Genomic DNA, 17,691 nt, shown 5'->3' with positions numbered 1-17,691 from the left:
TGCTGCAAAGTTTAAACTGCTGCCGCAGCTGGATGCTTACCGAGTAATTCTGCCAGCAATTTTCCTGAATCTTCGTTTATTTTAGGGATTTTTGCTTGTGCTTCGGATATAAAACCCGCTGCCAGCGCATGAGCTGTAAACGCGAATAACGCATCAAAATACCCGTCAACATTCAAAAACCCAAGCGGTTTTTTCAGAAGACCTATTTTTATTGCATTCCAGGTTTCAAATGCTTCATCCAAAGTACCTATGCCACCGGGCATAACAAGAAAGGCATCCGCTTTTTGCTGCATCAGCAACTTTCTTTCCTGGATGGTTTCTACGATTAGCAACTCCTCCAGGGAGATTAATGGTGGCTCCTGTTCTATGAGGTGAGGCATGGTGATACCGGTTACCTTGCCTCCATACTGCTGTATAGTTTTCGCCAAAAGCCCCATTAACCCTGAACCAGAGCCTCCGTAAATCAAACATAAGTCAGCATCGGCAATTTGTTTTCCCAGTAATACAACAGCGTTTCTAAACTTGAGGTTATTGCTAGGTTTTGCCCCTAAATAGACGCATATAGATTTCATAAGCCTGAATTAATCGAGTATGAGATGCGCGCAGTATCAAAGTAAAAAAATTTTAAAGCAACCCTTTAACAGGAATTCGTGTTATAATTGCATTAAAAATAATCATACTGACTTTATCGGAATGAGCATCCTACAAGGAAATACATGAGTTTTAAAACATTGGGTTTAATAGAACCCTTACTTCTATCTCTTAGTGAATCAGGCTATCAAAAACCATCCCCCATACAATCGCAAGCAATTCCCGCAATTTTAAATGGAAAAGATGTATTAGCTTCGGCGCAAACCGGCACAGGGAAAACGGCAAGTTTTGTACTCCCTTTATTACAATTACTGCAGAGCAAGCCGCGCGCCAAAAATAATCGTGTGCGCGCGCTAATCATGGCGCCGACGCGAGAATTGGCAGCACAGGTGCATCAAAGCATTTTGCAATATGGGCGTCATCTTTCCTTGCGCTCTGCTGTGGTGTTCGGCGGTGTTAAAATTAACCCGCAAATGATGAAATTACGCAGCGGCGTTGAACTTCTGGTGGCAACGCCAGGCCGCTTGTTGGATTTACACCAGCAACGTGCCATACAGTTTGATGAAATTGATGCGTTGGTTTTGGATGAAGCTGACCGCATGTTGGACATGGGTTTTATCCATGACATTAAACGCATCATTAGGCTATTGCCTAAAAATCGGCAAAATTTATTATTCTCAGCTACTTTTTCCGAAGAAATCAGAACTTTGGTAAAAGATATCCTGACTCAACCCGTCGAAATAGATGTTACCCCGCGCAATACGACAGTCGCTGCCATTAAACAAAAAATCCACCCAGTAGATAAAAGCCGCAAATCCGCACTGCTCAGTCATTTAATTCATAAAAATAAATGGGGGCAAACCCTGGTATTTTCACGCACTAAACATGGGGCAAATAAGCTGGTTAAACAGCTGGCTGAAGAACGTATTTATGCGGCAGCCATTCATGGCAATAAATCGCAATCGCAACGCACCAAGGCATTGGCAGATTTTAAATCAGGCGAGCTGCATGTTTTAGTAGCCACCGACATTGCAGCCCGCGGCATCGATATTGAACAACTGCCTTGTGTCGTCAATTTTGATTTACCGCAAGTCGCCGAAGATTATGTGCATCGAATTGGTAGAACAGGCCGGGCTGGCGCCGACGGACTTGCCGTATCGTTAGTAAGCGCCGATGAAATTGGCCAATTGAGTGCAATTGAAAAACTGATTCAACGTAAATTGGAACGAATTGAAATTGAAGACTTTGAGCCCAATCATAACTTGCCCAATTCAACACTTCCAACCCAGCCTAAAAAGAATGTGACATTGAGGAAAAAAATAGCTTCCGGAGGAAACAAAACTAAACGCAAATATTTTTCCAAATAAGGCGTCTGCAATTAACATTTCGGCGTGATAGCTTGGTTGGCATCATTTTTATGTTGATCCATTGGTAAAAGTTATAAATAATTCAGTTCTATGGCTATGCTTAGCAGTGCTCCTTATAGAGCCACTGAGCGACGTTATATGCATAAAACAATGGAGAGGCTGTGAGGACAATAACGTCAAAATTAAGCATTCCCTGGTTGCTAAGCTACATTTCTATTGCATCGGTTTCTGCGGTAATCATCACGCCAGCCTTACCTGAGATTGAACATGCATTTGCCTTAAATACGGCTGCTATTGAGTGGGTTGTATCGGCTTTTTTAATCGGTTATGTCTTAGGCCAATTAATTTATGGCCCTTTGGCTAATGTTTATGGCCGCTTAAAAGCGCTGCAATGGGGTCTTAATATCAATATCCTTGGCGTGCTGTTTTGTTTATTTGCCAGTTTTTATGCAAACTACCCATTACTGTTGATAGGACGCCTCATTACGGGTTTAGGATCTGCTGCAGGGCTTACCTGCACTTTTATGCTGATCAATGAATGGCTGCCGGAAGAGCAACGTAAAACAGCAACAGCTTACTCCATCTTATCTTTTGCGTTAGGCATTGGCTTTGCCGTATTACTAGGCGGCATTATTACTCAATATTCGCACTGGCAAGGTTGTTTTATTTTCCTCCTGCTGCAAGGATTACTCATGCGAGTAGGCATTCGTGTTTTTGATGAAACATTGATAGAAGCCAAATCGTTTCATATTCCCACCCTGCTTCGCGATTATGGACAAGCATTATTCTCCTTTAAACTCCTGGTTTTTTCTTTGATTTGGGGCGTTTGTTCCGCCGTAGGCTATTGCTATTCAGCAGCGGCCCCGCAGATTGCCCATCACTACTTAAACTTAACCGCATCCGAATACGGGTACTGGAATATAATCAACATTATCGGTATGTTAAGCGGCGGGATATCGGCTCGCTTTCTGATGCAGCGTTTTCGAACCATGCAGGTAATTGCCATGGGTTATATTGCTTGTTCCCTCGCATTGCTGAGTTTAGGCTTCATGCTTTATCTCAATCATTGCACCAGCCTTTGGTTTTTTACATCGACTTCCCTGCTTTATTGCTTTAGTTCTTATTTATATATCGGGGGTTCTTATATAGCTTCCAACGCCATTGAAGATAAAGCCAGCGCCTCTTCCATGATGAGCTTCCTCAGCATGAGTGTAGCAACATTAAGCGTGGTAGTGATGGGCTATCTTTCTGCCAATCCATTTTATGGTTTCTTAAGCATCTTGAGCGGCTTATTATTGTTAACTCTGCTGTTATTAATCTGCTATCAGATGAGGATAAGAAAAAATCGTCATGCACCGCATTCGTGATGGTTATATTTGGTAAGGGTTCTGGATGCTTTACAGTGACAGCGGGTCTGTTGCGAATTTCTTAATTATCTCAATCTTACCGTCGAAAGTGTCTAGCACTTCAAATCGCTTAAGAAAATATGATGGCTAGTGCTTTGAATTCTACTTAATGTAACAAGTTAGTATGTTAAGAAAATTTGATTTAAGTACATGCTAGCCGAGGGCTGTAACATCACCCCCGGTCTTTCATGCAACAAGAGTGGACTTGCTTATGGTTGGACTATGCTTCCACTCCGTGTTCTTTAAAGCTTAACAACACCTAATAGTTCAGAATAATAAAACTTTTGTGTGGTAAAATCAACATAAATTGAACTATTTTTTAAAAAAAATTAAATAGTTCAATTTATGTTTTAAAATTTATAGGTATATTGATGAAATCGAAGCCAATTAAGATATAATGCTTAGGTCAGCTGAGGATAAAAATGTAGAAATGAAAAAAAATAATTTTGCTGATCGTTTAAATCTTTGTCTTGATAAGGAAGGCTTTCCCCCAAAAAATAAGGGACGCATCCAATTACTTGCAGAAATGGTGGGGCTTTCCCATAGAGGAGCCAGTAAATGGATAAATGGGGAAAGCGTTCCTCCCAGGAAAAAATATACGGCTCTTGCTAAGAAACTCAATGTCTCAGAACATTGGCTTCGAACTGGCGAGGGCTCAATGTATATCTCTAGGCAGTCTGCAAATAAATTACATCATTCTTACGAAATTGAGGTAAATATTTATGACGTTGATAGTTTTCTACATAATACACAAGTCGTTGGAACGCTAAAATGTTCATTACCCCATGAGGGACCTTTTTTTGGAATTTCTTTAGACTCAGAAGCTATGTCACCCAGATTTCCTAAGGGTTGTCTTATAATATTCGACGAATGTGAGGCAAAAGATGGGGATTTTGTGCTTGTAAGGTTTAAAGAATTTCCCAACCCAATTTTTCGACAGCTATTAATTGCCGGGGGAATTTTATATTTACAGGCACACAATCCAAAATTTGACAGGTTAGTTTTAACAAGTAATGAACAAATTTTAGGGAGATTAGTGCAGGCTATCTTATCTTTTGGTGAACCCTATAATTAATACTGTAAACCCTCCTTTTTTAGTGCCAAGCTAAACTAGAGGTTTCCGGGTTTCTGTTTAATCGGTATTGAACAGGCGTCATGCTGTTTAAAGCTTGATGTGTAAACCCTCCTTTTTTAGTGCCAAGCTAAACTAGAGGTTTCCGGGTTTCTGTTTAATCGGTATTGAACAGGCGTCATGCTGTTTAAAGCTTGATGCGGTCGTTCCTCGTTATATTCTTTGATCCATGCTTCTGTGATCTCTCTCACCTCCGTTAAGTAAAGAAGGAAGATTCAAATCGATGGCTATTCCCAACAATTCCCGATTAAAATCGTCGACAACATTGAAGGGGTCGTCTCAGAAAACGGAAAAAATCGTACGCTAAGCACCGCAAAGAAACTCGTGATGGACAGGCACGCTACGGTCGCGGGTCGTGCCTGCCCATTGCTCAGTTGCCCTTGACGCGCAACAGTGTCAGCGTACCGGCAGCCATCAACACGGCCGCCAGCCCGAAACCGACCACAGGCGAGACCGCCGTCCACACCACGCCGACCGAGGCGCTGGAAATGAACTTGGCAGCGCCATTGACGGTGCCCAGCGCGCCATAGCTCATCGCCAGCGTGTCCGGCTGCACCATCTCGGCCGTCACGGTGGACTCCAGCGCTTCCTGGACCGCCACGTACAGACCGGCAATGAAGAACACCCCGGCCAGCAGCGGCACGCTGGCTATGCCCAGCCAGAATGCGAGCGCCGTCAGCACCGCCGTCAGTGTGCCCAGCACATAACCGGCAATCAGCACCGGCAAGTGGCCGACACGATCCGCCAGCACGCCCACTGGGTAGGAAACAGCGACCTGCACGAGGTTGCGCCACACATAGAGAAGGCCAGCCACCTGTGCCGCCTGGATAACGCCCAGCGAGGGGGTCAGCAAGGTCGTGGCCGCCAGGATCAACAGGCTGTGCGAGAAATCACCGATGCCAAAGATGCCGACCGCGCCGAGATAGCGTTTGAACCGGGCGGGCAGGCCACGCAGCGAGCTGAAGAACTTCAGGGCCGGGTTGGGCGAATGCTCCGGGTCTTTGACCAGCGTGAGAAACGCCAGCACGGCTAAGACACCCGGAATCACCGACAGCCATAATACGAGCCGGAAGGGTCCAGCCGTGTCGCTCCAATGAATGCCTTGCGCCCAACCCAGCAGCGCGACGCCCAGCAAGGGGCCGATCACCGCACCCACGGTGTCGGCAGCCCGGTGAAAGCCGAAGGCGCGGCCACGCGTTTCCGGCGACACGGCCTGGATAACGATGGCATCACGCAGCGGGCCGCGCAGCCCTTTGCCGAACCAGGACACGATGCGCCCCAGCAGCAGGAGGGGCCAGCCAGCCGCCAGCGCGATCAGCACCTGCCCCAACGGGGTCAGTCCGTAGCCGACCATCACAAAGAGCTTGCGGTGTCCCAGCTTGTCGGCGATGTAGCCAGACACCATCTTGGTGAATGCGGCGATGGCGTCGGCAATGCCTTCGATGAGGCCAAGCACGGCGGCGGGAATGCCGAGTACGGCCAGAAAGCCAGGCAGGATGACCGTGGTGGTTTCGTAGCAGAAATCCCCCAATGAGCTCGTGATCCCCGCACCTGCGACGGTGCGGTTGAGCCAGCGTTTCGGCGGATCATCCGTTGACGTCGTCATTGTGGTTGTCCTTTTCTGCATGTTGCCAGAAGGTCCAACTCTGGCGTGTAGGCAGCGGTTTTCACGTCGAACATCCCGAGCAAGGTGTGAAACAGGTGATCGTGACTTACCGGTGCCCGAGAGGCATGAGTTTGCATACAGGCTTGGTCGGCATAAACCTGACTCGACTGCCACCAGATCATCGGCACCTTGATCTGCTCATCCGGCGCGATGACGTAAGGTATGCCATGGAGATACAGGCCTTTCTCGCCGAGCGATTCCCCATGATCGGAAACGTACAGCAGCGCCGTGTCGTGTGAGCGGATGCCGGACAGCAGGTCAATGGTACGGGCAAGCACATGATCGGTGTAAAGCACGGCGTTGTCGTAGGTGTTCACCAAGGCTTCATGCGAACAGCTGGCCAGATCGGTGGTGTCGCAGGTTGGCGACCAGCGTCGGTAGCTTGCGGGATAGCGCTGGAAATACGCTGGGCCGTGATTGCCCAGCATATGCAGAACGATCAGCATATCGCTGCGGCTTGTTGTTATCTTCTCGGCCAACCCTTCGAGCAGAATTTCATCCAGGCAGCGCTCGCCATGGCACAGTGTGGGATGGCCTGCCGAAGACAGGTTTTCAAAGGGCAGTCCATCACAGACGCCTTTACAGCCCGACTGGTTATCGCGCCAGAGAATGTTGACGTCACTACGGTTTAAGGGGTCGCCTCAGAAAACGGAAAATAAAGCACGCTAGGCCCTTACTTACCCAGATGTTTGACTGTTCGTGGCACTTTCACCATGGCAATTGCAATTGCCCAACCCTTGCAAAATGCCGCACGCCTCTACAGATCGAGAGCCAGAACACTTCTCGCGCAAATCAACCAAGTGCCGTTTTAACTGCAACAGCGCGGACACACGCATTTCCACCTGTTGAATATGGGCCTCCAGCAGCGTGTTGACCTCCCCACAGTCCTGCATCGGGTTGTCTCGCAGACCCAGCAATGCGCGAATCTCGCTCAACGTCATGTCGAGCGAACGGCAATGACGAATGAACTGCAAACGCTCGATGTGCACATCGCTGTACAACCGAAAGTTGCCACCACTTCGCGCTGGCTTCGGCAGCAGCCCTTCCTTTTCGTAGTAGCGGATGGTCACGACCTCGCACCCAGAGCGCTTGGCGAGGTCGCCAATTCTGATTTCCATGCCTCAATCTCCATTTTTCACTTGACTCTATAGCGACTATAGAGTTTTTAATGGAGGCTGAATAGACGATTTGAAGGAGTTATCCATGAGCGAATGCGCTTCAAAGGGGTGTGGCTGCACGACTGAGCCGATCATCCAACCCACGGCACCGGCCCCGCTGGCAACCGGATCGGCTCAAGCGGTGTACCGCATCGAGAACATGGATTGCCCGACCGAAGAGGCGCTGATCCGAAGCAAACTGGCCGGTCTGGCGGGTGTGGTTGGTCTTGAGTTCAACCTGATGCAGCGTACCTTGGCCGTGCGGCACGAATTGCCTTCGCTGTCTCCCGTTGAGCAGGCACTGAAGGCCATCGGCATGCAAGCTGTGCGCATGGATCAGGCGTCGGCCGGGCAGACGACCAAGCTGTCCATTGCCAAGATGGATTGCCCGACCGAAGAGGCGTTGATCCGCAACAAGCTCGGCACCGTGGCCGGGGTTGCCAATCTCGATTTCAACCTGATGCAGCGCACGTTGTCGGTACGCCATGCTGACGGGGTTCTGCCGGATGTGCTTGTGGCACTACAAGCACTCGGATTCGAGGCGCAGGTCGAGGACAAGGCCGTGGCCGCGTCGCCATCCGCGTCCCCTGTGACAACGCCGACCAACTGGTGGCCGCTCGGCATTTCCCTCATCGCTGCATCGGCGGCCGAAGCGGTCTACTGGTTCCACGACGGCAATCATTGGTCAGTCGTCATTCTGGCGCTTGTCGCGGTCTTGACGGGGGGGCTGTCCACCTACAAGAAGGGGTGGATCGCGCTCAAGAACCGTAACCTCAACATGAACGCCCTGATGTCGATTGCCGTCACGGGTGCTATGTTCATCGGCCACTGGCCCGAAGCTGCGATGGTAATGGTGCTCTTCGCGCTGGCCGAGGTGATCGAGGCCAAGTCATTGGATCGCGCCCGTAACGCCATCCGTGGGCTGCTCGACCTGACCCCGGAACAGGCCACGGTGCAACAGGCTGACGGCACATGGCGCGAGGTGAGCGCCAAGCAAATCGCCATTGGCAGCCGAGTCCGGGTCAAACCGGGCGAGCGCATCGCGCTCGATGGTGAGGTGCTAGAGGGCCGCTCTACGGTCAACCAAGCCCCGATCACGGGTGAAAGCCTCCCGGTCGAGAAATCTCCCGGTGATCCGGTGTTCGCTGGGACGATCAACGAATCCGGCTCGTTCGAATACCGCGTCACTGCCGTGGCCAGCAGTTCCACTTTGGCCCGCATCATTCACGCGGTAGAGGCTGCGCAAGGTAGCCGTGCACCGACCCAGCGTTTTGTCGATCAGTTCGCCCGCTGGTACACGCCCCTCGTTTTCGCCCTGGCCATCGCCGTTGCACTGCTGCCCCCGCTTCTCATGGGCGCGGCATGGATGGACTGGATTTACCGTGCATTGGTTCTGCTGGTGGTCGCCTGCCCGTGCGCACTGGTGATCTCTACACCGGTCAGCATCGTCAGCGGCCTGGCCGCCGCCGCTCGCCACGGCATTCTCATCAAAGGTGGCGTCTATCTGGAAGAAGGCCGCAAGCTGCGCTGGCTGGCTCTGGACAAGACCGGCACGATCACGCACGGCAAGCCCGCACAGACCGACTTTGTCACATGGGGCAATGCACTCGCCTCCGATAGCCGCAGCATCGCTGCCAGTCTGGCGGCCCGCTCAGACCATCCTGTATCCAAGGCGGTGGCACAGGCTGCGCAGCGGGATGGAGTTGCCTTGCTCGACGTGGCCGAGTTCAGCGCGCTGCCCGGTCGGGGTGTGCAAGGCCAAATCGACGGGGAGACCTACTATCTGGGCAACCACCGAATGCTTGAAGAGCTGGGGCAGTGCACACCAGAGCTGGAGCAGCGCATCGCTGCGCTGGAAACCGCTGGCAAGACCGTCGTGATGTTGGTAGGCGCAAAAGGGGTACATGCCTTATTCGCCGTAGCGGACACCATCAAGGACAGCAGCAGGAGCGCTATCGCCGAGCTGCACGCACTGGGCATCAACACCGTGATGCTGACCGGCGACAACCCCCATACGGCACAGGCCATTGCCGCACAAGCCGGAATCGACCGTGCGCAAGGCAACCTACTCCCAGATGACAAATTGCGCGAAGTGGAGCAACTGGCCCGAAGCGGCAAGGTTGGCATGGTCGGTGATGGCATCAACGATGCACCGGCCTTGGCGCGTGCGGATATCGGCTTTGCCATGGGAGCCGCTGGCACCGACACCGCCATCGAAACGGCTGATGTGGCGCTGATGGACGATGACCTGCGCAAAATTCCGACCTTCGTGCGCCTGTCGCGTGCGACGGCGCAGGTGCTGATGCAAAACATTGTGCTGGCCCTTGGCATCAAGGCAGTCTTTCTGGTGCTCACCTTCACGGGTCACGCGACCATGTGGATGGCTGTGTTTGCTGACATGGGGGCCAGCTTGCTCGTCGTTGGCAATGGCTTGAGGCTGTTGCGCCGATGAGCTGGAAATTCTTTCTCTATGACTGGGGTGGTCTGAACATCGCGATGTTTCAAGCCATCAACACGGGTACGCCTGCCGCGCTGGGGCCGCTGGCGTGGTTCTTCAGCCTCGTGGGAAGTTACTGGACAGCGCCGCTGATGCTGCTGGGTCTGTGGTGGTGGTCGAAGTCGGCCACCAACCCGACGCATGGTAGGGCCGTTCGGCATCGCCTTATTGGTTTTAGCGCGGCCTTCTTGCTGGCGTTACTGGCCGCCACCATCTTGAAGCTATGGCTCGACTTTCCACGCCCGCCTGCCGTCCTTGGCGACATGGTGCGCGTCATCGGGGACATCGAGCTTCACTACAGCCTGCCCAGCGGGCATGCCACCTATGCCGCGCTGGTGGTCGGCGCGCTCTGGCCTTTGATAGGCCGTCGTGGCCGCATCGGCTTGGTGTTGTACGCCGCATTGGTCGGTTGGTCACGCATCGCAGCCGGAATGCACTTTCCTGCCGATGTGCTGGCGGGGTGGGTACTTGGATTGAGTTGCACGGCGCTCGCCGGGTGGCTGATGCCGCTGGCCGTCCCTGTGTGGCAATCGGCTCGCCGCACATCGACTTGGGTCTGGTTCGCAGTGGCCGCCAGTGCTGTCATGACCGATCAGCTCGCAAAGTTCGCCATCACCCGCACGTTTGCCTACGGTGAACAGGTCGAAGTCACGCCCTTCTTCAACTTCGTCCATGTCCTGAATCCCGGCGCGGCATTCAGCTTTCTGGCGAACGCTGGCGGCTGGCAACGTTACTTTTTCATCACGCTGGGCCTGGTCGTTTCTGCTTGGCTGGGACGCATGCTGTGCCAGCAATTGCCCCGTCTCGAAGCGATGGGATACAGCCTGATCCTCGGCGGTGCGCTGGGCAATGTCGCGGATCGTGTGCTGCGTGGACAGGTTGTTGATTTCCTTGACTTCCATTGGCGACTTGCGCACTGGCCCGCCTTCAACCTCGCTGATGTGGCGATAACTATCGGAGCGCTCTGCCTGTTCTTGACGGTTGTACCGAAAAGCAGTAAAGGCACAGAGGCCGAGGTGTCCGGTTAAGCTATACCCTAACTTGGCGTCAACCCATCCAAGCCATAAGCGTCAGAATAGAGTCGCCTTGCCAATTGTTTGACATAAGCCGGCAAAGGTCATAGAGTTATTCCTGACACATCCAATCAGGAAAACACCTTGCACGGTCAACGCATCGGTTACATCCGCGTCAGCAGCTTCGATCAGAACCCGGAACGGCAGCTTGAACACGTCCAGGTGGACAAGGTGTTCACCGACAAGGCGTCAGGCAAGGACACCCAACGTCCCGAGCTGGACCGTCTGCTCGCCTTCGTGCGTGAGGGCGACACCGTAGTGGTGCACAGCATGGATCGTCTTGCACGCAACCTGGACGATCTGCGCCGCTTGGTGCAGGGCCTCACCCAGCGCGGCGTGCGCATCGCGTTCGCGAAGGAACACTTGACCTTCACCGGGGAAGACTCGCCGATGGCAAACCTTATGCTGTCAGTGATGGGTGCATTCGCCGAGTTCGAACGCGCCTTGATCCGTGAGCGTCAGCGTGAAGGCATCGCGCTCGCCAAGAAACGCGGAGCGTACCGAGGCCGCAAAAAGGCGCTTTCGCCGGATAGGGTGGCCGAGTTGCGGCAGCGTGCAGCCGCTGGCGAGAAAAAGGCCCACCTCGCCCGCGAGTTCGGCATCAGCCGCGAGACCTTGTACCAATACTTAAGAACGGACGACTGACCATGCCCCGCCGCTCCATCCTGTCCGTCGCTGAGCGGGCCAGCCTGTTGGCCTTACCCGATACCGAAGATGAGTTGATCCGGCTCTACACCTTCAGCGAGGCCGACCTGTCGTTGATTCGCCAGCGGCGCGGCGACGCGAACCGGCTCGGTGTAGGGGTGCAGTTGTGCTTGCTGCGCTTTCCTGGTCAGGGACTGCTTCCCGATGCCACAGTGCCTGTGTCCTTGCTGCAATGGATCGGACGGCAACTGCGCACTGATCCCGCATGCTGGCCGCTGTACGCCGAGCGCGATGAAACCCGGCGCGAACACCTGCTCGAACTGCGGGCATACCTGGGCATGGTGCCGTTCGGTTTGGCCCATTACCGCCAGGCCGTCAAAGCAACGACCGAGCTGGCCTTGCAGACGGATAAGGGCATCGTGTTGGCTGCCAGCGTCCTTGACGCGCTGCGCCACCGGCACATCATCTTGCCGACGCTGGATGTCGTCGAGCGCGTCTGCGCCGAGGCCATCACCCGCGCCAACCGGCGCATCTATGAAGCCCTGTCCGAGCTGCTGTCGAGCGGGCACCGGCATCGCCTCGACGATCTGCTGAAACGTCGTGACAACGGCAAGACGACTTGGCTGGCCTGGCTGCGCCAGTCGCCTGTCAAACCGAACTCCCGTCACATGCTCGAACACATTGAGCGGCTCAAGGCGTGGCAGGCGCTCGACCTGCCTTCCGGCATCGAGCGGTCAGTACACCAGAACCGCCTGCTCAAGATCGCCCGCGAGGGTGGCCAGATGACGCCCGCCGACCTGGCCAAGTTCGAGCCGCAGCGTCGTTACGCGACCCTGGTGGCGCTCGCCATCGAGGGCATGGCCACCGTCACCGACGAGATCATTGACCTGCACGACCGCATCCTGGGCAAGCTGTTCAACGCCGCCAAGAACAAGCATCAGCAGCAGTTCCAAGCGTCCGGCAAGGCGATCAATGCCAAGGTGCGATTGTTCGGCCGCATCGGTCAGGCGCTGATCGAGGCCAAGCAAGCTGGCCGCGATCCGTTCGCCGCCATCGAGGCCGTCATGTCCTGGGACGCCTTCGCCGAGAGCGTCACCGAAGCTCAGAAGCTCGCGCAGCCCGAGGACTTCGATTTCCTGCACCGCATCGGCGAGAGCTACGCCACGTTGCGCCGCTACGCGCCAGAATTCCTTGCCGTGCTCAAGCTGCGGGCCGCGCCCGCCGCCAAGGACGTGCTCGATGCCATCGACGTGCTGCGCGGCATGAACAGCGATAACGCTCGCAAGGTGCCCGCTGATGCGCCGACCGGCTTCATCAAGCCGCGCTGGCAGAAGTTGGTGATGGCCGACGCCAGTATCGACCGGCGCTACTACGAGCTGTGCGCACTGTCAGAACTCAAGAACTCGCTGCGCTCGGGCGACATCTGGGTACAGGGGTCGCGCCAGTTCAAGGACTTCGAGGACTACCTAGTGCCGCCCGCGAAGTTCGCCAGCCTCAAGCTGGCCAGCGAATTGCCGCTGGCCGTGGCTACCGATTGCGACCAGTACCTGAATGAGCGGCTGACGTTACTGGAAACACAGCTTGCCACGGTCAACCGCATGGCGGCAGCCAACGACCTGCCGGATGCCATCATCACCGAGTCGGGCCTGAAGATCACGCCGCTGGATGCGGCAGTGCCCGACACCGCGCAGGCACTGATTGACCAGACAGCGATGATCCTGCCGCACGTCAAGATCACCGAACTGCTGCTTGAAGTCGATGAATGGACGGGCTTCACCCGGCACTTCACGCACCTGAAATCCGGCGACTTGGCCAAGGACAAGAATCTGCTGTTGACCACCATCCTTGCCGATGCAATCAACCTTGGCCTGACCAAGATGGCCGAGTCCTGTCCCGGCACGACCTACGCCAAGCTGGCGTGGCTGCAAGCCTGGCATACCCGCGACGAAACCTACTCGACGGCGCTGGCTGAACTGGTCAACGCCCAATTACGGCATCCCTTCGCTGGGCATTGGGGTGACGGCACTACATCATCATCGGACGGCCAGAACTTCCGAACCGGGAGCAAGGCCGAGAGCACCGGGCATATCAACCCGAAGTACGGCAGCAGCCCTGGGCGGACTTTCTACACCCACATCTCCGACCAGTACGCGCCGTTTCACACCAAGGTGGTCAACGTCGGCGTGCGCGACTCGACCTATGTGCTCGACGGCCTGCTGTACCACGAATCCGACCTGCGTATCGAGGAACACTACACCGATACGGCGGGCTTCACCGATCACGTCTTCGCCCTGATGCACCTCTTGGGCTTCCGCTTCGCGCCGCGCATCCGCGACCTGGGCGACACCAAGCTCTACATTCCGAAGGGCGAAGCCGCCTATGACGCGCTGAAGCCGATGATCGGCGGCACGCTCAACATCAAGCACGTCCGCGCCCATTGGGAAGAAATCCTGCGGCTGGCTACCTCGATCAAGCAGGGCACGGTGACGGCCTCGCTGATGTTGCGCAAGCTCGGCAGCTATCCGCGCCAGAACGGCTTGGCCGTCGCCTTGCGCGAGCTGGGACGCATCGAGCGCACGCTGTTCATTCTGGACTGGCTACAAAGCGTGGAACTGCGTCGCCGCGTGCATGCCGGGTTGAACAAGGGCGAAGCCCGCAACGCGCTGGCCCGTGCCGTGTTCTTCAACCGCCTGGGCGAAATCCGCGACCGCAGTTTCGAGCAGCAGCGCTACCGGGCCAGCGGCCTCAACCTAGTAACGGCGGCCATCGTATTGTGGAACACGGTCTATCTGGAGCGGGCGGCGAACGCCCTGCGCGGCCACGGTCAAGCCGTCGATGACGGCCTGTTGCAGTACCTGTCGCCACTCGGCTGGGAACACATCAACCTGACCGGCGATTACCTCTGGCGTAGCAGCGCCAAGATCGGCGCGGGGAAGTTCAGGCCGCTACGTCCGCTCTCCGGGTCTTAGCGTACGATTTTTTCCGTTTTCTGAGACGACCCCTTGAATGTTCGAAAGCGCTTGCCTGTCATCAGTGAATCAGACATAAAATCAGCTGACCAAGTGATTTTAGGTGTCTGGAAAAACTTTATCAGGCAAATTACCTGCTGGTAAAGATTGAGGTTGCACAAGCATTAGGCTCTAAACCTGAACCTACTCAGGTTATATGGTCAAGACAATCAGCCAATTAGTACGAGTTAGCTTCACACATTACTGCGCTTCCACACCTCGCCTATCAACGTCGTAGTCTTCAACGGGCTTCATGGGAAAACTCATCTCGAGGGAGGCTTCCCGCTTAGATGCTTTCAGCGGTTATCCCGTCCAAACTTAGCTACCCGGCAATGCAACTGGCGTCACAACCGGTACACCAGAGGTTTGTCCACTCCGGTCCTCTCGTACTAGGAGCAGCTCCTCTCAATTTTCCTACGCCCACGGCAGATAGGGACCGAACTGTCTCACGACGTTCTAAACCCAGCTCGCGTACCACTTTAAATGGCGAACAGCCATACCCTTGGGACCTGCTTCAGCCCCAGGATGTGATGAGCCGACATCGAGGTGCCAAACACCGCCGTCGATATGAACTCTTGGGCGGTATCAGCCTGTTATCCCCGGAGTACCTTTTATCCGTTGAGCGATGGCCCTTCCACTCAGAACCACCGGATCACTAAGACCTACTTTCGTACCTGCTCGAGCCGTCGCTCTCGCAGTCAAGCACCCTTTTGCCTTTACACTCTTGGTACGATGTCCGACCGTACCGAGGGTACCTTTGTGCTCCTCCGTTACTCTTTGGGAGGAGACCGCCCCAGTCAAACTACCCACCATACACTGTCCTCGTCCCAGATAATGGAACCAAGTTAGAACCTCAACAACAACAGGGTGGTATTTCAAGGTCGGCTCCATGCAAACTAGCGTTCGCACTTCATAGCCTCCCACCTATCCTACACAGTTATTGTCAAAGTCCAGTGCAAAGCTGTAGTAAAGGTTCACGGGGTCTTTCCGTCTAGCCGCGGGTATACGGCATCTTCACCGCAATTTCAATTTCACTGAGTCTCGGGTGGAGACAGTGTGGCCATCGTTACGCCATTCGTGCAGGTCGGAACTTACCCGACAAGGAATTTCGCTACCTTAGGACCGTTATAGTTACGGCCGCCGTTTACCGGGGCTTCGATCAAGAGCTTCTCCTTTCAGATAACCCCATCAATTAACCTTCCGGCACCGGGCAGGCGTCACACCCTATACGTCTTCTTACGAATTTGCAGAGTGCTGTGTTTTTATTAAACAGTCGCAGCCACCTGGTCTCTGCGGCCTCCACCAGCTTCATTGCGTAAAGCAACTAACCAGCAAAGGCGTACCTTCTCCCGAAGTTACGGTACCATTTTGCCTAGTTCCTTCACCCGAGTTCTCTCAAGCGCCTCAGTATGCTCTACTTGTCCACCTGTGTCGGTTTCCGGTACGGTTCTCTATAAGCTATCGCTTAGAGGCTTTTCCTGGAAGCGTGGCTTCAATGACTTCTCCGCACACCTAAGTGTCAGAACCGCTTCGCACCTCAGAGTATGATAGAACGGATTTACCTATCCTATCCCCCTACATGCAAGCACCAGGACTACCAACGCCCGGCTCACCTAGCCTTCTCCGTCCCCCCTTCGCACTTATAAAAAGTCCAGGAATATTAACCTGGTTCCCATCGACTACGCGTCTCCGCCTCGCCTTAGGGGCCGACTCACCCTGCTCCGATTAACGTCGTGCAGGAAACCTTGGACTTCCGGCGTGAAGGTTTTTCACCTTCATTATCGTTACTCATGTCAGCATTCGCACTTCTGATATCTCCAGCACACTTCTCAATGCACCTTCACAGACCTACAGAACGCTCCCCTACCACATCGCATTCGCGACATCCGCAGCTTCGGTGTATGGTTTTAGCCCCGTTACATCTTCCGCGCAGGCCGACTCGACCAGTGAGCTATTACGCTTTCTTTAAAGGGTGGCTGCTTCTAAGCCAACCTCCTGGCTGTCTATGCCTTCCCACATCGTTTCCCACTTAACCATAACTTCGGGACCTTAGCCGACGGTCTGGGTTGTTGCCCTCTCCACGACGGACGTTAGCACCCGCCGTGTGTCTCCCGTGGTCCAATTAGCCAGTATTCGGAGTTTGCATCGGTTTGGTAAGCCATGACAGCCCCCTAGCCGAAACAGTGCTCTACCCCTGGCAATCATCCACAAGGCGCTACCTAAATAGCTTTCGGGGAGAACCAGCTATCTCCGAGCTTGATTAGCCTTTCACTCCTAGCCACACCTCATCCGATAATTTTTCAACATTACCCGGTTCGGACCTCCAGTTGGTGTTACCCAACCTTCATCCTGGACATGGCTAGATCGCCCGGTTTCGGGTCTACTCCCAGCGACTAACGCCCTATTCAGACTCGATTTCTCTACGGCTCCCCTATAAAGTTAACCTCGCCACTGAAAGTAACTCGCTGACCCATTATACAAAAGGTACGCAGTCACTAAGCCTAAGCCTAGCTCCCACTGCTTGTACGCAAACGGTTTCAGGTTCTATTTCACTCCCCTCTCCGGGGTTCTTTTCGCCTTTCCCTCACGGTACTGGTTCACTATCGGTCAGTAAGTAGTATTTAGCCTTGGATGATGGTCCACCCATATTCAGTCAGAATTTCACGTGTCCCGACCTACTTGCTCGTGTGCTTAGTTCTTCATAACATCTACGTGTACGGGACTATCACCCCCTACGGTCAACTTTCCCAAGTCGTTCCACTTCATGTCATGATAAATCACACCAGGCTCTTCCCCCTTCGCTCGCCGCTACTAAGAGAATCTCGTTTGATTTCTTTTCCTCTAGGTACTTAGATGTTTCAGTTCCCCAGGTTCGCTCTCATAACCTATGTATTCAGTCATAAGTGACACCATTCACATGGTGCCGGGTTCCCCCATTCGGACATCTTCGGATCATCGCTCGTTTCCAGCTCCCCAAAGCTTTTCGCAGGATTCCACGTCCTTCTTCGCCTCTTACTGCCAAGGCATCCACCGTTTGCGCTTCTCTTCTTGACCATATAACCTCAGTATCCTCAGTCATATAGCCCATTACCGCAATATACATCTACTCACGTAAACGCATACCACGACGCTTGTGTTTACCTCAATCT

Annotated in this window: 12 protein-coding genes and 1 rRNA gene; 7 read left to right on the top strand and 6 right to left on the bottom strand. The window is 54.0% G+C overall.

What is annotated here, in order from left to right; genetic code table 11:
• Nucleotides 1–11: 11 nt before the first annotated feature.
• Entirely contained in the window at nucleotides 12–572 is a 561-nt protein-coding gene (locus tag NKV53_RS05250) for a TIGR00730 family Rossman fold protein (RefSeq protein ID WP_127032998.1), read from the bottom strand.
• Nucleotides 573–716: 144 nt separating this feature from the next.
• Here NKV53_RS05250 and NKV53_RS05245 point away from each other — a divergent pair, with 144 nt between their 5' ends.
• The 3 genes from NKV53_RS05245 (at nucleotide 717) to NKV53_RS05235 (ending at nucleotide 4,439) form a co-directional block, all read left to right on the top strand.
• Nucleotides 717–1,958 (top strand): DEAD/DEAH box helicase, encoded by a 1,242-nt coding sequence (locus tag NKV53_RS05245; RefSeq protein WP_127057405.1) that lies wholly within the window; start codon nucleotides 717–719, stop codon nucleotides 1,956–1,958.
• A gap of 161 nt (nucleotides 1,959–2,119) precedes the next feature.
• The gene (locus tag NKV53_RS05240; RefSeq protein WP_127057406.1) at nucleotides 2,120–3,325 is read left to right on the top strand and encodes an MFS transporter; all 1,206 of its coding nucleotides are present in this window, start codon (nucleotides 2,120–2,122) and stop codon (nucleotides 3,323–3,325) included.
• 469 nt (nucleotides 3,326–3,794) lie between these two features.
• Nucleotides 3,795–4,439, top strand: coding sequence for a LexA family transcriptional regulator (locus NKV53_RS05235; protein WP_158615183.1), 645 nt, complete (start codon nucleotides 3,795–3,797; stop codon nucleotides 4,437–4,439).
• 116 nt (nucleotides 4,440–4,555) lie between these two features.
• Here the strand turns inward: NKV53_RS05235 and NKV53_RS05230 are convergent, their stop codons facing one another.
• The 4 genes from NKV53_RS05230 to cadR form a co-directional block, all read right to left on the bottom strand.
• The gene (locus NKV53_RS05230) at nucleotides 4,556–4,687 is read right to left on the bottom strand and encodes an integrase core domain-containing protein (protein WP_371923151.1); all 132 of its coding nucleotides are present in this window, start codon (nucleotides 4,685–4,687) and stop codon (nucleotides 4,556–4,558) included.
• Nucleotides 4,688–4,866: 179 nt separating this feature from the next.
• Nucleotides 4,867–6,102 carry an MFS transporter gene (locus NKV53_RS05225; RefSeq protein WP_217020225.1) on the bottom strand — a complete coding sequence of 412 codons (1,236 nt, stop codon included), beginning with the start codon at nucleotides 6,100–6,102 and terminating at the stop codon, nucleotides 4,867–4,869.
• Complete coding sequence (locus NKV53_RS05220; protein WP_371923203.1) at nucleotides 6,099–6,773, bottom strand: phosphoethanolamine transferase; 675 nt, start codon at nucleotides 6,771–6,773, stop codon at nucleotides 6,099–6,101. The genes NKV53_RS05225 and NKV53_RS05220 overlap by 4 nt, the downstream gene beginning before the upstream one ends.
• Nucleotides 6,774–6,839: 66 nt before the next feature.
• Nucleotides 6,840–7,280, bottom strand: coding sequence for a Cd(II)/Pb(II)-responsive transcriptional regulator (cadR, locus tag NKV53_RS05215; RefSeq protein ID WP_198847949.1), 441 nt, complete (start codon nucleotides 7,278–7,280; stop codon nucleotides 6,840–6,842).
• An 85-nt stretch (nucleotides 7,281–7,365) separates the two neighbouring features.
• On the opposite strand from cadR, the gene NKV53_RS05210 reads away from it, so the two are divergent.
• The 4 genes from NKV53_RS05210 to NKV53_RS05195 all read left to right on the top strand — a co-directional run bounded on the left by NKV53_RS05210 (nucleotide 7,366) and on the right by NKV53_RS05195 (nucleotide 14,503).
• Nucleotides 7,366–9,771, top strand: a complete 2,406-nt coding sequence (locus NKV53_RS05210) for a heavy metal translocating P-type ATPase (RefSeq protein WP_253350823.1) — start codon at nucleotides 7,366–7,368, stop codon at nucleotides 9,769–9,771.
• Nucleotides 9,768–10,844, top strand: a complete 1,077-nt coding sequence (lspA, locus tag NKV53_RS05205; protein ID WP_115465921.1) for a signal peptidase II — start codon at nucleotides 9,768–9,770, stop codon at nucleotides 10,842–10,844. The genes NKV53_RS05210 and lspA overlap by 4 nt, the downstream gene beginning before the upstream one ends.
• 129 nt (nucleotides 10,845–10,973) lie before the next feature.
• The gene (locus tag NKV53_RS05200) at nucleotides 10,974–11,534 is read left to right on the top strand and encodes a recombinase family protein (RefSeq protein WP_053821786.1); all 561 of its coding nucleotides are present in this window, start codon (nucleotides 10,974–10,976) and stop codon (nucleotides 11,532–11,534) included.
• A 2-nt stretch (nucleotides 11,535–11,536) separates the two neighbouring features.
• Nucleotides 11,537–14,503: a Tn3 family transposase gene (locus NKV53_RS05195; protein WP_053821785.1), complete on the top strand. Its 2,967-nt coding sequence runs from the start codon at nucleotides 11,537–11,539 to the stop codon at nucleotides 14,501–14,503.
• 196 nt (nucleotides 14,504–14,699) lie between these two features.
• On the opposite strand, the gene NKV53_RS05190 is transcribed toward NKV53_RS05195, so the two are convergent.
• Nucleotides 14,700–17,596, bottom strand: a 23S ribosomal RNA gene (locus tag NKV53_RS05190).
• Between the last annotated feature and the right edge of the window lie 95 nt (nucleotides 17,597–17,691).

The organism is Legionella sp. 27cVA30 (assembly GCF_024160945.1).
GTDB lineage: Bacteria > Pseudomonadota > Gammaproteobacteria > Legionellales > Legionellaceae > Legionella_A > Legionella_A septentrionalis.
The sequence above is the reverse complement of the archived record's forward strand: the minus strand, read 5'-3'. Positions and strand labels throughout refer to the sequence as shown.

What these genes read in the sequence shown, in the direction of transcription:
- NKV53_RS05225 (WP_217020225.1), bottom strand. Translation starts at nt 6,102, where the DNA reads ATGACGACGTCAACGGATGATCCGCCGAAACGCTGGCTCAACCGCACC.
- cadR (WP_198847949.1), bottom strand. Translation starts at nt 7,280, where the DNA reads ATGGAAATCAGAATTGGCGACCTCGCCAAGCGCTCTGGGTGCGAGGTC.
- NKV53_RS05245 (WP_127057405.1), top strand. Translation starts at nt 717, where the DNA reads ATGAGTTTTAAAACATTGGGTTTAATAGAACCCTTACTTCTATCTCTT.
- NKV53_RS05235 (WP_158615183.1), top strand. Translation starts at nt 3,795, where the DNA reads ATGAAAAAAAATAATTTTGCTGATCGTTTAAATCTTTGTCTTGATAAG.
- NKV53_RS05195 (WP_053821785.1), top strand. Translation starts at nt 11,537, where the DNA reads ATGCCCCGCCGCTCCATCCTGTCCGTCGCTGAGCGGGCCAGCCTGTTG.
- lspA (WP_115465921.1), top strand. Translation starts at nt 9,768, where the DNA reads ATGAGCTGGAAATTCTTTCTCTATGACTGGGGTGGTCTGAACATCGCG.
- NKV53_RS05210 (WP_253350823.1), top strand. Translation starts at nt 7,366, where the DNA reads ATGAGCGAATGCGCTTCAAAGGGGTGTGGCTGCACGACTGAGCCGATC.
- NKV53_RS05250 (WP_127032998.1), bottom strand. Translation starts at nt 572, where the DNA reads ATGAAATCTATATGCGTCTATTTAGGGGCAAAACCTAGCAATAACCTC.